Below are 14,238 nucleotides of genomic sequence, written 5' to 3'. Positions count from 1 at the left end.
GTCGCAAGACACTAGAAAAGATTGCTTAAAGTTACACCGTGGACTTTACTAGGTTTACCTAGATTTTTAGAAGCGGTTTATATATTTACCAAAGCGTGGAAAAGGTAGTCACGAGCGTTGGAGACACCCTTTGTTAAAGAAAACATTAACAATTCCGGGTAAAGATGGGAATGATGTGCCAATCTATTTAGAGAAACAATTAGAAAAACTATTAATCGAACTCCAAGAAATGCGAGAGGAGAAAGATTTATGAATCGATACAGCATGGTTCTTCAGTGGAGCGACGAAGACGGACTTTTTTTAGTCACTATCCCAGAATTTAGCGATCGCGTTATTATGCCTTGTACCCACGGAAAAACCCGTGAAGAAGCGATTTATAATGGAGAGGAAGTAATTGAGATGTATTTGGAAGCTTGGCAAGCAGAAGGAGAACCAATCCCCGAACCCTCTACGCTTCAGGTTGCTTAATTATTGTTTCAATTTGATAAAACCAAATATTTCAGTTTTGGGTTATCGAACAAAAAACATATTTTTATACAAGTTAAACATCTATCATGCACCACTAGGCAGTCTATCATTATAATACTGAGGTCACTCGGTAATGATTGGGTTAAGATAACCCTAATCCTTGCATGAAATTAGTATGCTTGTTTTTTTTATTCATGGTGTGAATACCACAAAATCTAGTTATGCTCAGGCACTTATAAAAAATATCGAAAAGGAACTTTCAAAAAATCAGTATGAAACTAAAGCAAATTTTTATTCAAGCTTCTGGGGTAATCTATTCAATAATAAAAAGCAACAAACTGTAAGTTATATAGAAGAAGACTTTAAACTAGCTTGTACAAAACACCAAGAATATGAATGGCTTCACGATGATATCTATCGGTACAGAAAACGTAGAAGTCAATTTATCAATAATTTTCTAGGAGATTTTTTAATTTATCAAAATCCTGAAAGAGGTAAAGCGATTCGTAAAACTATTTTAGAACAATTTAATCTCTTTATAAAAGACCATTATGATCAGAAACAAATTCATTTTATTGCTCATTCTTTGGGTAGTCTGATACTTTGGGATATTCTCTTTAGCGACACTTTATCAGAAGACGATCCAGCTTTTTCGTTCCGAGAGCAATTAAAACAGTTAGATATAGCAAGCATCACAACATTAGGCTCTCCCTTGCTATTTCTTAAACAAATGTGGGATATTGATTTTTCCTCAATAAATTTGCTTCTCAATGAGGTGAATACAAAAAACAAATTTAGGTGGATTAATGTTATTCATTCTTCTGATTTAATAGCATATCCCTTGAAAGCTGCAATTAAAGACGAAATAGGCTCTAAAATATTTTTTTGCGATCAATATGTTTGGCAAGATGCAAATGGAACCGAAAAAGCATTAAACACAGTTGGGAAATCAGACTTGGCAATGGTTGTTGGAGCCGAGGATGCACATTCTTCATATTTTTATGATAATCTCGATGGTGCGATCGCAGCTCGGCTAATTACTTATAATTTAATAGGGAAAACAGACAAACTCTCAGATAGATGTGTAACACCGAGATGAATTAGTTAAATATATAGTTTCAAGCAAATACATCATCAACACAACGCGTTAAATTAATCCCTACGAACACAGGTAAAATATCAATTCCAGTTAAAATACTGGGTAAAGAACTGGGTTGGTAAATAATAAGCGATCGCTAAGGCTAATTAATCATCTTCGCTGATAGCAATCTTTTAAAACTGTATTGGCTGGGTCTGCCAAAATAGTGTATAGATATTTAATGTCAAGGGAAGCGTTTGCAGTATAGTCAGAATTGCGATCGTATCCTTACATCTACATTACTTTAGTCAAACCTATATACCTTGACTTCAATCGGAACTTTTAATTAAACTCCTAACTCATAACTCCTGTAGATCGCGATCGCGTTTCTACAATAATTCCTATTTTTAATTTCTATGTCAAAAAAACGTATATTTGTTACGGGTGCTAGTGGTTGTGTTGGACATTACCTCAGCGAACAGTTGATTAATGAAACCGAACATGAATTATTTTTACTTGTTAGAAATCCCGATAAGTTAAAAGTTGATACCAGTAAGCGTCCGAATGTCACCGTACTCCAAGGTGATATGTTGGAGATTGAAAAATTTGCCGATTTATTAAAAACGATCGATGTCGCAGTTTTAACGGCAACTGCTTGGGGTGGAGATAATGTATTTAAAATTAATGTCGATAAAACCCTGGAATTAATGAGTTTGTTGGATGCGGAAAAATGCCAGCAGGTCATTTATTTTTCCACTGCTAGCGTCTTGAGTCGCGAAAACCAACCCCTTCCCGAAGCTGGGGAATTTGGCATTGATTATATTCGTTCCAAATATCAGTGTTTGGAGCAAAAATCGCAATTAGCGATCGCACCAAAAATTACTACTGTTTTCCCGACTTTGGTTTTAGGTGGAGATGACACAAAACCTGTATCTCATATCACTTCTGGGATTCCGGAGGTATCAAAATACGTCGATATTATTAAGTTTCTTAAAGCTGACGGCAGTTTTCACTTCATTCACAGTCGAGATATTGCGACTGTGGTCAGACATTTAATCGACAATCCCCCGGAAGATACTCGTTATTTGGTATTGGGACAGGATAAAATCACAGCAAACCAAGCTATAGAACAACTCAGCGCATATTTTGGGAAAAAGATATATTTCCGCATTCCCCTATCCACAGCATTGGCAAATGTAATTATTAGCGTATTCCGAATTCAGATGGATGCTTGGAGTCGTTTCTGTATGGAATATCGTCATTTTGTGTATAAAGATGCCGTGAATCCTGAGACTTACGGGTTAGCAAATTACTGTGCAACCATGAGCGATGTGTTGAAAACAAGCGGAGTCAAAGCAGGATAAAGTCTGTCTATCTCACAGTTCTCGAAAATCATCCCCTCTTAATCAAGGCAGGGATGTTTCATTTTCCGTCTGAAAATCAGTTTAGCACACGGGATTGGAGGGGCAGGGTCTCCCTGCCCCTACGACTAACCTAAAATAAAGAATGAAACAGCCCTGCCCTTATCAAGGGGGGAAACAAAAAATCCAGTTCCCTCCCCTTGTAAAGGGGAGGGTTAGGGTAGGGTTCTTTTATTTGGGGTAATTCGAGTACTTGTGCAGAAATCAAATGTATCAATGGGAATAAAATCGCGATCGCAATTAAATATAAATGCTAATGTGAAACATATTTAAATAAAACTCATCTAGACTTCTAGGTGAAGGGTAAATTAAGTTTGAATTGAATTTGTATCCTTTTGTGTTTCTCAGTTCTTGATAAAAAATTAAAGTGGTAGAGGTAAAACTATAATGCGTGTATTGCTTGTCTATCCGGTGTTTCCCAAGACATTTTGGTCATACGAAAAAATCCTAGATTTAGTCGATCGCAAAGTTTTACTACCTCCACTGGGTTTAGTCACCGTTGCGGCAATTCTCCCCCAAGAATGGGAATTTAAATTGTGCGATCGCAATATTCGTGCGGTGACTGAGGAAGAATGGGAATGGGCTGAGATTGTCATTCTCTCGGCAATGATTGTTCAGAAAAAAGATTTACTCGACCAAATCCAAGAAGCTAAACGCCGTGGTAAATTAGTTGCTGTTGGTGGACCTTATCCAACATCTGTACCCCACGAAGTTCAAAATGTTGGTGCAGATTTTCTCATTTTGGATGAAGGGGAACTTACCCTACCGATGTTTGTTGAAGCGATAAATAAAGGGGAAAAATCGGGTGTTTTCCGCGCTACAGAAAAACCGGATGTCACTACAACCCCCATACCCAGATTTGAATTACTAGATTTTAGCGCTTATGATTCCATGTCGGTACAATTTTCGCGAGGTTGTCCGTTCCAATGCGAATTTTGCGATATTATTGTCCTCTACGGTCGAAAACCCCGCACAAAAACCCCAGCCCAATTACTCGCAGAATTAGATTATCTCTATGAATTGGGTTGGAGACGCAGTGTTTTCATGGTGGATGATAATTTCATCGGCAACAAACGGAATGGGAAGTTACTGCTCCACGAATTGAAAAAATGGGTGGCAGAACATCAATATCCCTTCAGCTTTGACACGGAAGCATCAATTGACTTAGCGCAAGATGCGGAAATGATGGAATTGATGGTGGAATGTGGATTTAAAGCGGTGTTTTTGGGAATTGAAACCCCAGATGAAGACAGCTTGCAGTTAACAAAGAAGTTTCAAAATACCCGCAGTTCCCTAGCTGAATCAGTAGAAACCATCATCAAAGCTGGTTTACGTCCAATGGCTGGATTTATTATTGGTTTCGATGGGGAAAAAACAGGTGCAGGTTCGCGAATTGTCCGATTTGCCGAATTAGCTGCCATCCCTTCAACCACCTTTGCCATGTTGCAAGCGCTACCAAATACCGCATTGTGGCATCGTCTCACCAGAGAAGGACGCTTGCGGGAAAACAAAGACGGCAACATCAATCAAACCACATTGATGAACTTCATTCCTACCCGTCCCCTCGAAGACATCGCGCAAGAATACGTAGAAGCTTTTTGCGAATTATACGACCCAGTGAAGTATTTAGACCGTACCTATCGTTGCTTTTTGATGATGGGAGGTCCAAGTTGGACAGCACCAGCAAAATTCCCCGAATTGGTGGTATTGAAAGCCTTCTTAATTGTGATTTGGCGACAAGGAATCAAACGGGAAACCCGATGGAAATTCTGGCATCACATGTTTAGTATTCTCAAACGCAATCCCAAAGCCTTTGACCATTATCTCGCAACTTGTGCCCACATTGAACATTTTTACGAATATCGGCAAATTGTTCGCGATGAAATCGATGCTCAATTACAAGAGTATCTCGCTCAAGGTGCAGAAACACCCTATGTAGCTCCCGTTAAGGAAGTTAAAGAAGTCAAAGCAGCAGCAGAACCTATTGCTAGTTAATTGGGTATTTGAATTGAAATAGATTGCGATCGCTCTCAAGGAAGTATGTAACTTAGAAGAGCGATCGTATTTTTTCGTGGGGAAGAAACCAGATTTCCTGAGTTTTGCACTTGATTATGTAATTACACCACGTACTATTTGGCAAATGTTCAAGAAACCGGGTTTCTCTCTATATCAACACGACTATTTTGGAAATACAGCACTTCCGCCTGCTATGAGGTACGCACACAATATCAAAAGTTATGATAGGAAAGGGATGTGGGTAAAACTGTGCTTTATAATAGCCGGAAGTGCTGTATCACCCATAGAAACCTGGTTTCTCCCTTTACCGAATGATTGATAATGCGTTCGTACTACGCTATTTTTCCGTGGTGGGAAAAATCACCGATCCGATAAACTAGAGTAGAGTTATCGTGAATCAAAACTAGTATATTTATTTTCTCTACATAAAATAAAAGTTCGAGTTTTTCTCAGTACAAATACTGAAATAGGCTTATCTAGGTTGAAATAATCACAAAACATGATGCGATACCTCGCAGAAGTAACTAACCTCATCGCGATAAGTGAAGCTTAATGTCGGAGACATATCACAGTACAGTTTAGAGAGCTTCTTAAAATCCAACAAATATTCTGAATTTATCCAATTCTCTAAAAGTTCTAATTGTCAACCGTAATAAACTCTCAAATCTATGTTTAGATTACAATATGAATTTTAGGCTTATTCATAACCAAAAAAATCAACGTAAAAACAATGCTTCCAGAGGCACAAAAATCAAAGTCATACGCCTCCCGTGAGTATTAAGAATATCGCACCTGAAAGTACTGTGAATCTTGCCACCGGGGGAGAATCCCCGTGGCAAAGTTCACGTCAATCCGTACACCCATTTTCTCTTTATCAAGATTTCCTGACATTCTTAATATATGAATCATTAATAATTTAAATTAGAGTTTAGAAAAAATACTCTCGAAGCTTATGTAAGAGCGAAAAAGTTAAATGTATGTTGGGTTCCGTCACAAATAACATAATTTGACTTGTCGAATTCAGGTTCTGCTAGGATAGGGGGTAAAAAGCTTATAGAATCACAGTAAAAGTTGAGTAAACTAAAATTATGTTAAATGGTATCAAACAAAAAGTGATTGTTGGCAAAGATGGCAAAATTGAACTGCCCACAACGGAACTTCAAGAAGGAACAATAGTAGAAGTTATAGTACTAGTCGAGCAAATAATTTCAGAAGATGAAACTACCTATCTTTTAAAATCAGAAGCTAACAAAAAACATTTACTTAATGCTATCGATAATGTAGAAAAAGGAAAGATAATTTATGTCAATATAAATGAGTATGAAAAAAATAGCTTTTGAAGAAGTTGCATTTGAACAATTTTCTCAATGGGCGACAGAAGACAAAAAAGTTTTCAAAAAAATATTGGAACTTATTAGAGATATACAAAGAGATTCATTTTCTGGGATAGGTAAACCAGAACCTTTAAAATACGAATTGCAAGGTTACTGGTCAAGACGCATTACTGACGAACATAGGTTAGTTTACAAAGTGGAAGAAGAATTATTGATAATCTTATCTTGCAAGTATCATTACGATTAATTGAGAGTAAACTAACAAAGTATATTGGTAAAAAAAGAATTATTTAAACTACAGAAAAAGACCATAAGCTCAACTATATCTTCGACTTAAGCTTTACTTGTCGCAAGCTAAAATTACGAAAATAGATTATCATTTATGCGATCGCACTAGTGTATATATTTTATTTTTGATTTTAACCTCAACCAAATAGAATGCTAAGAAGAAAATTTATAAAATACGGGATAATTACTGTTTCAGCATTAACTAGTAGTACTTTTGCTTTAATATCTGATTCCAAAACTCCACCAAATACAGCAAAGGGGAGTCGATTGCTATCAAAACTTTTTGAACATGGTAAATACACTATTTGGAAACTGCAAAATAAACCGGGATTCTTCTTCAAAGCTGGACTTGCAATTGATGCAGATGGTGCAGCAAATGCCTACCATCCTCAAGATAAAGGTATAGATGATTTAAAACATGCTGGAGAACCTGGGAATTGGTGGGCATTAGTCACAGATAATGGTCAAGCAAATGGTAAACCTGTGATTCAAGGAAAGTTAGACCCATATCCAGGTTATTACATTTCGGCAACAGCGCTCTATGATGAAACCAAAAAAAGAAGTGATCCCAAACGTTATGTTGATTCCACAAAAATTCCTTACGTTGTTCTTCCTCAAAATAACGATGAAGAATTTTTGAAAGTTGCTAAAATTAAACTTGGAGATTTGGCTGTTATTTATAATAGTAAAAATGGTAAAGTTACCTATGCTATATTTGCCGATACAAGTCTTTTCTTTGCTGGGGGAATTGAGGAATATCGCTTTGGGGAAGGTTCGATTGCCCTGGCAAATAGCTTAAATATACCTGCAAATCCTAAAAAGGGAGGAATTGCTGATGAAATATTTTATGTATTTTTTCCTGGTTCTGGAAATGGCAAACCAAAAACAATTACCCAAATTAATAACCAAGGGGCAAAGTTATTCAAAAAGTGGGTTTTTTACGACCCGAATAATTCACGTTGGTTATGGTTTAAACGGATATCGAAGGCATTTATTGTTATTATTTTTCTGATTTTCTTTGGCTTAATCGCGACTATGGTAATTCAGCCAGATTTACCAAAGATAAATTTATCTACCCTACATAAAATATTTAAAGCACATAATTCTTTAGCCGTTAAACAACCCAATATAAGCTCTCCATATAGCACATTCCCTAACTTCCATCCCAGCAAACAGCAACCAAATATTAATGTCTCAAAACCTGTAAATTCTGGGACAGTACATGCTAACTCAGACATCATTGGCTTTTATGTTAATTGGGATGACAATAGTTTTACTTCACTCAAACAGAATTTGCAAAAACTCGATAAGCTAATGCCTGAATGGCTACATCTAGATAAAGCTGACGGTACAATTGCGAATGATGATGAATTTAAGCAACAAAAAACCATAAATTATATTCATAAAAATCGACCCAAGTTGCCGATTATGCCATTGATTAACAACTTTGATAACAGTACTCAAAGTTGGAACAGTCAAAAGATTGCAGAAATGCTCAATCAACCGACATCGCGAAGTCATCTAATTCAACAACTATTAGAATATATTCGCAAAAATAATTTTGCTGGCATCAATATCGACTTTGAAAATATTCCCGATTCCAGCCAAGCAAACTTCATTACCTTCATGGGCGAAATTTATGCCCAATTCCATCCTTTGGGTTTAGAAGTTTCCCAATCAGTGCCATTAGATAACCCATCATTTAACTACCGCGAATTCGCAAAATATAATGACTATCTAATCCTGATGGCTTATGACGAACATGATGCAAGTAGCTCTTCAGGTCCGATCGCATCCCAAAATTGGTATGCAGAACACTTAAAGCGTCGCTTCCAAGAATTACCTGCAAGTAAATTTGTAGTTGCCATTGGTAGTTACGGTTATGACTGGAAAGCAAATACCAGTTCTGGGGAAGAAATTTCTTTCCAAGAATCCCTAAAAACGGCACAGGAATCAAACGGGAAAATTATACTCGATCCAGCTTCGTTAAACGCAACATTCGATTATTACGACGATAAAGATACCCTGCATCATATTTGGTATCTAGATGCAGTCACAGCATTTAACCAACTAATTGAAGCAAAAAATCAAGGTGCTGCTGGTTTTGCATTGTGGAGAATGGGTTCGGAAGACCCTTCAATTTGGCAAGTGTTTAAATCACAGACACATCTCGATCGAACCACCGCAAAAAATCTGGAAACACTGCGCTACGGTTTCGACATTGATTATGAAGGAAAAGGTGAAATTCTCAAGGTGACTGCAAAACCCAGTGATGGGAAACGGGAAATTAATTACGACCATAAATCTGGTTTAGTAGTCAGAGAGAAATTAATTTCCTATCCTTCTGCCTACGTAATTACACGCTGGGGAGGAAGTAATAAAAATAAAATTGCTTTGACCTTCGATGATGCTCCAGACCAGCGTTTTACTCCCGGAGTGTTGGATACACTCAAGCGTTACCATGTTCCGGCAACGTTCTTCGTAGTTGGGATTAATGCCAACGGCAACAGCGATTTACTGCACCGTATCGTCAAGGAAGGACATGAAATCGGCAATCATACCTTTACCCATCCGAATATTGCGATTACCCCTCACAAGCAATTAAAGTTAGAACTCAATGCCACCGAAAGGTTGTTAGAAGGGGAACTTGGTCTTCGTACATTGTTATTTAGACCACCATATGCGGAGGATGTGGAACCAGAAACGCCCGAAGAAGTTGCACCACTGGAATATACAGGCAATCTTGGATACTACATCATTGGGATGCAGATTGACCCGAACGACTGGCGGAGTCCCGGAATTGATAAAATTGTCGATGCTATCGTCGAGCAAGCAACAAGTGGTCAAGGTAACGTCGTTTTGTTACATGATAGTGGAGGCGATCGCACGCAAACTGTAGCAGCGTTACCAAAAATTATCGAAGAGTTACAAAAGCGCAACTTTGAACTGGTGACGATTTCTAATTTACTAGGTTTGCAGCGCAACCAGGTAATGCCGCCAATTACTGCACAAGAGCAGTTGATGGCAAGATTTGACGGAACTGCATTTTTGTTGATGAACGACTTGAATAAAGCGATTTATTATCTGTTTGTGGTTGGGATTGGGCTGTCAATGATGCGGTTGTTGTTTGTTGCCGCACTGGCGTTGTATGAATGGAAGAGTCGCAAAAGCTTTAAAAATCAACTCAATTATTCCCCATCCGTCAGCGTCATCGTACCTGCATTCAATGAAGAGAAAGTAATTTGTCGGACAATTGATTCCCTATTGCGATCGCACTATGGAAATTTCGACATTATTGTTGTTGATGACGGTTCCAGCGACAACACCTACAAAGATGTAGCTCAAAAGTATGGTAATGAATCACGAGTACGTGTATTTACCAAAGCAAATGGTGGTAAAGCCCATACCACAAAATATGGTATTCTCCAAACCCAAGCCGAAATCATTGTGTCCTTAGATGCCGATACCATACTGCGTCCCAACGCCATTAAAAACCTAGTTCGCCACTTTGCCGACCCGAAAATCGGCACGATCGCAGGCAATGCCAAAGTCGGAAATCGCATCAACATATTGACCTACTGGCAAGCCCTGGAATACATCACCAGTCAGAACCTCGAACGCCGTGCCTTTGGACTACTCAACTGCATCAGCGTCGTTCCTGGGGCAATTGGGGCATGGCGACGGGAACTGATTCTTAAGGCAGGGGGATACGCCACCGACACATTAGCCGAAGATGCCGACCTTACCCTATCAATTTTGCGAATGGGGTATAAAATCGACTACGAAGAGAATGCGATCGCGCTGACCGAAGCCCCAGATACTATCCAAGGCTTTCTCAAACAGCGCTTCCGTTGGATGTTTGGCACCCTCCAAGCTACCTGGAAACACCGCGACACCATATTCCGTAAAAAGTATGGCGCACTCGGACTATTTGCCATCCCAAACGTTCTAGTTTTCCAAATATTATTCCCTTTAATCTCACCCCTAATGGATGTGGTGATGATTGGGTCAATCGCTTGGGCAATGTGGCAAAAACACGAACAACCCGCCGAATATTCCACAAATGGTTTAGAACACTTGATTTGGTTCTATTTACTGTTCCTCGCTGTTGATTTTCTTGCCGCACTCGTCGGTTTCTTACTCGAACCAAAAGAAGATTGGAATTTAATGATTTGGTTATTACCCCAACGCTTCTTTTACCGTCAGTTAATGTATTACGTCGCGATTAAATCTACTATCACCGCAATCAAAGGTTCAATGGTTGGCTGGGGTAAAATCGAACGTAAAGCGACTGTGAACTAGGAAATAGACGAAGAGATTTGGCTGAATTTAAGCACATTACAATTCCTCGTAGTCATGAAGAATGGTGGTGCGATCGCGACGGAAAACTCCAGTAACCCAGTTCCCCACCACCAACTTAGTTAAAGTTCATTGCGAAATTAGAACATAATCAAATCTACGTGATAGGTTTTGATGATGTTAATCAACACCCCAAGGTCAAATCAGGAGAACACAGTGGCAACGGAATCTAATTTCCATAAGGGCAAAAGTGCAGTACAAGAAGACTTCAGCGATTATGTTGCCCATTTACAGTTCCACATGACCCTACAAGCCCGCAATCTAGTTCCATCCTTCAAGCCCAAAAGCCAAGACAGCCGGGAGGAATTGTTGCAGGAAACACAAGCAACTTTTGAAAAGCAGATATCTCGGCAAGCTATATAGATGATATAAATATAAAATTTAACTGAATTTAAAATACAATAGGGGCAGACCTGATGAGCCAACATTTAATTTGTTGTCACAAGGTCTGCTTTTTGACTCTTTATAATTATCAAACTTAGTTATCAAATTAGTTATCTAAATCACCTTTATGGCTCCGATGCAGTATCCTAGTAAGCAATCCTGAACCTTAATTAGGAAGAGCGATCGCAAACTTATTGTCATAAAAATCGTTAAAATTTGTCCAGCACTATCCACTGTTCTCTGTCCCCTAATAGCTGAATGGCGGCTCGAACGAAAATGAACTCATTATTATCTCAGAATCTTGGCGTTGTTATCCGACCAGTACAATATCGCGATTTAGACGGTATTGAACGCTTGACAAACGAATCATTCGCAGCTCTCACTCCCAAGGGAGAGACTGATTGTATCAAACAGATGCAATGGCTGCGACGCTGGTATGGACTACTTAAATGTTTAAGTTGGTTCCCCAATCCCTTGAAGTATCGCTTCTGTGGCTATGTTGCCGAACAAGCAAGGATACTGCTGGGGATGGTTCAAGTTTCCCCTTTCAATCGCACGGGTAGTACTTGGCGTGTTGATAAAGTGTTACTCCAACGCGGTAGCGATCGCTTGGGAATTGGTTCGCAGTTACTACGTTATTGCTTTGAGTCAGTTCTAGAAGCAAGAACTTGGATACTCGAAGTTAATATTAATGATGCCGATGCATTGGCTTTATATCGTCGCAACGGTTTCCAACGACTTGCAGAAATTACTTATTGGGAAATAAATCCACAATTATTGGCGGATTTGGCACAGTCAGAGCCAGATTTACCAAATTTACTACCAGTCAGTAATGCCGATGCTCAGTTGTTGTATCAATTAGATACAGCCTCCATGCCTCCCTTGGTGCGGCAAGTATTCGATCGGCAAACCTGCGACTTTAAAACTGGTTTGCTTGAAGGTTTAGCCGATGCGGTGAAACAATGGCGAAACAAAACTGAGGTTGTTAGCGGTTACGTATTTGAACCACAACGCAAAGCTGCGATCGGTTACTTTCAAATTAAATTAGACCGGAAAGGGCAAGAGCCTCATGTGGCAACATTGACCGTACATCCAGCTTACACTTGGCTGTATCCAGAATTATTGTCCCAGTTAGCCCGCATTGCCCAAGATTTTCCCCAGCAAGGTTTACATTTGGCTTCAGCCGATTATTTACCTGAGGGAGAAGAATATTTGGAGCGGATTGGAGCTAGTCGTGTCGAACATACTTTAATTATGTCCCGTTCCGTGTGGCATAAAGTACGGGAATCGAAGTTTGTTTCCTTAGAAGGGATTCAACTACCTGAAGTACTCCAAGGGCTGCAACCAGCACGCAAACCCATACCTGGGGGAATGTCTTGGGGACAAGAAGGCAAGCATTCCCTACCTGAAAGAATCGTCAAAAAGAATATGAAGAAGAATAATACTCCTAAAGATTCTGTGGCGTTTTTCTCCAATAACGGTAGCGTAGAAGTATCAGGTCAAAGTGAATCTGATACCGAGCAGGAAAAATAATGTGGACAAAAAACGGGAAATGTGCATGGAATATGGGGCATTGGACAATGACAAAACAAATGATAATTTAATGTCAAAATCCTCAATCCCAGATTCCATTTCCCAGTCTAAATATATTTCTGCCTTAGGTTTGGATGTTGGTAGTAAGCGGATTGGTGTGGCTGGATGCGATCGCACTGGGCTAATCGCAACTGGTCTAACTACAATTGAACGCACTCGATTTGAGGAGGATGTCGAGCAATTACGTGAATTGATAAATCAACGGGAAGTCAGTGTCTTAGTGGTAGGTTTGCCTTACAATATGGATGGTTCGTTGGGATTCCAAGCCAAACACGTCCAAAAATTTGCAAATCGCATTGCCAAAATTCTGCAATTGCCGATTGAATATATTGATGAGCGCTTGACTTCATATCAAGCAGAACAAATGCTGATTAGTGAAAATCGCTCTCCATCCCGCAATAAAGGATTAATCGATCGCAAAGCAGCAGCCTTGATCTTACAACAATGGCTTGATGCTAGAAGGGTTAACAAATAGCAGAAGAGCCAAGGAGACAAAGGAAAAGGTAATTATCAATCCCCAATGCCCAATCCCCAATGCCCAATTCCCAATCCCCAAATTTAGAATAACCAACCACCAACCGACTCGACATGATATTCTGAAGTTTAATAGCCAGCTAGACTTCGATTTAATTGACATTGCCTGTTAATAAAACAGTTAAGCAGTTTTTGCAGTTGCTGGTGGTTAATATACTTGTATATGTCGGCTATGGATTCCTCACAATTACCCGAAGACAATGATAAAGCTCAAGCTGGTTCCATCACTTTAACAGATGACCAAGGGCGATCGCTTGAATGTTATGTCGAGCATTCGCTGTCGGTAGAAGGGCAAGAGTACGTTCTACTTCTTCCTGTCGATTCTCCAGTGGAAATCTTTGCTTGGCAAGGTGACGATGAGGAAGAAGAAGCAATCTTAGTAGAAGATGATGCGATCGTCGAAGAGATTTTTCCCACGGCACAAGCTGTATTGTCGGAACAGAATTTGATCCTTAAAAATACTGCATACGCTCTGACGGTAGCAGGAGAACTACCACCTGTAGAAGAGTCAGAACTCTTCACTTTAGAAATTGAAGACGAAGACGCAGATTTAGAACCCGAACAATTGCAATTGCTTGCAACTTTCTATCACGAAGAGCAAGAATACGCAATTTATACTCCCCTCGATCCTTTATTATTTTTTGCAAGATTTACCAAATCAGGTAAACCAGAACTTCTCTCTCCTGAAGAGTTCCGCAAAGTCCAACCACTTCTAGAAGAACAATTGTTTAATGAAGTGGAATAATAATAGTTAGGAGTTAGG

12 protein-coding genes are annotated in these 14,238 nt (G+C 39.2%); all 12 read left to right on the top strand.

Translation table 11 applies throughout. The features are described from left to right. Nucleotides 1–79 precede the first annotated feature (79 nt). The 12 genes from CK510_RS14770 (at nucleotide 80) to CK510_RS14710 (ending at nucleotide 14,220) form a co-directional block, all read left to right on the top strand. Nucleotides 80–253 carry a type II toxin-antitoxin system HicA family toxin gene (locus CK510_RS14770; protein ID WP_095722426.1) on the top strand — a complete coding sequence of 58 codons (174 nt, stop codon included), beginning with the start codon at nucleotides 80–82 and terminating at the stop codon, nucleotides 251–253. Next, the gene (locus CK510_RS14765; RefSeq protein WP_095722425.1) at nucleotides 250–468 is read left to right on the top strand and encodes a type II toxin-antitoxin system HicB family antitoxin; all 219 of its coding nucleotides are present in this window, start codon (nucleotides 250–252) and stop codon (nucleotides 466–468) included. The genes CK510_RS14770 and CK510_RS14765 overlap by 4 nt, the downstream gene beginning before the upstream one ends. Before the next feature lie 160 nt (nucleotides 469–628). Further along, entirely contained in the window at nucleotides 629–1,567 is a 939-nt protein-coding gene (locus tag CK510_RS14760; RefSeq protein WP_245912158.1) for a hypothetical protein, read from the top strand. 395 nt (nucleotides 1,568–1,962) lie between these two features. Next, a complete protein-coding gene (locus CK510_RS14755; RefSeq protein ID WP_095722423.1) occupies nucleotides 1,963–2,910 on the top strand; it encodes an NAD-dependent epimerase/dehydratase family protein in 948 nt (315 codons plus the stop codon). Nucleotides 2,911–3,354: 444 nt separating this feature from the next. Beyond that, on the top strand, nucleotides 3,355–4,962 hold the full coding sequence (locus tag CK510_RS14750; protein WP_095722422.1) for a B12-binding domain-containing radical SAM protein: 1,608 nt from the start codon (nucleotides 3,355–3,357) through the stop codon (nucleotides 4,960–4,962). Between the two features lie 1,109 nt (nucleotides 4,963–6,071). Continuing rightward, entirely contained in the window at nucleotides 6,072–6,323 is a 252-nt protein-coding gene (locus CK510_RS14740) for a type II toxin-antitoxin system Phd/YefM family antitoxin (RefSeq protein ID WP_095722420.1), read from the top strand. Beyond that, the gene (locus CK510_RS14735) at nucleotides 6,304–6,564 is read left to right on the top strand and encodes a Txe/YoeB family addiction module toxin (RefSeq protein ID WP_095722419.1); all 261 of its coding nucleotides are present in this window, start codon (nucleotides 6,304–6,306) and stop codon (nucleotides 6,562–6,564) included. The genes CK510_RS14740 and CK510_RS14735 overlap by 20 nt, the downstream gene beginning before the upstream one ends. A gap of 191 nt (nucleotides 6,565–6,755) precedes the next feature. Continuing rightward, nucleotides 6,756–10,907, top strand: coding sequence for a glycosyltransferase (locus CK510_RS14730; protein WP_095722418.1), 4,152 nt, complete (start codon nucleotides 6,756–6,758; stop codon nucleotides 10,905–10,907). A gap of 174 nt (nucleotides 10,908–11,081) precedes the next feature. Next, complete coding sequence (locus CK510_RS14725) at nucleotides 11,082–11,327, top strand: hypothetical protein (RefSeq protein WP_373695806.1); 246 nt, start codon at nucleotides 11,082–11,084, stop codon at nucleotides 11,325–11,327. 279 nt (nucleotides 11,328–11,606) lie between these two features. Then, nucleotides 11,607–12,881: a GNAT family N-acetyltransferase gene (locus CK510_RS14720; protein ID WP_095722416.1), complete on the top strand. Its 1,275-nt coding sequence runs from the start codon at nucleotides 11,607–11,609 to the stop codon at nucleotides 12,879–12,881. A 70-nt stretch (nucleotides 12,882–12,951) separates the two neighbouring features. After that, nucleotides 12,952–13,416, top strand: coding sequence for a Holliday junction resolvase RuvX (ruvX, locus tag CK510_RS14715; protein WP_095722427.1), 465 nt, complete (start codon nucleotides 12,952–12,954; stop codon nucleotides 13,414–13,416). 231 nt (nucleotides 13,417–13,647) lie between these two features. Next, the gene (locus tag CK510_RS14710) at nucleotides 13,648–14,220 is read left to right on the top strand and encodes a DUF3727 domain-containing protein (protein ID WP_095722415.1); all 573 of its coding nucleotides are present in this window, start codon (nucleotides 13,648–13,650) and stop codon (nucleotides 14,218–14,220) included. Nucleotides 14,221–14,238 lie beyond the last annotated feature (18 nt).

This window comes from Brunnivagina elsteri CCALA 953 (assembly GCF_002289455.1).
Lineage (GTDB): Bacteria > Cyanobacteriota > Cyanobacteriia > Cyanobacteriales > Nostocaceae > Brunnivagina > Brunnivagina elsteri.
The sequence above is the reverse complement of the archived record's forward strand: the minus strand, read 5'-3'. Positions and strand labels throughout refer to the sequence as shown.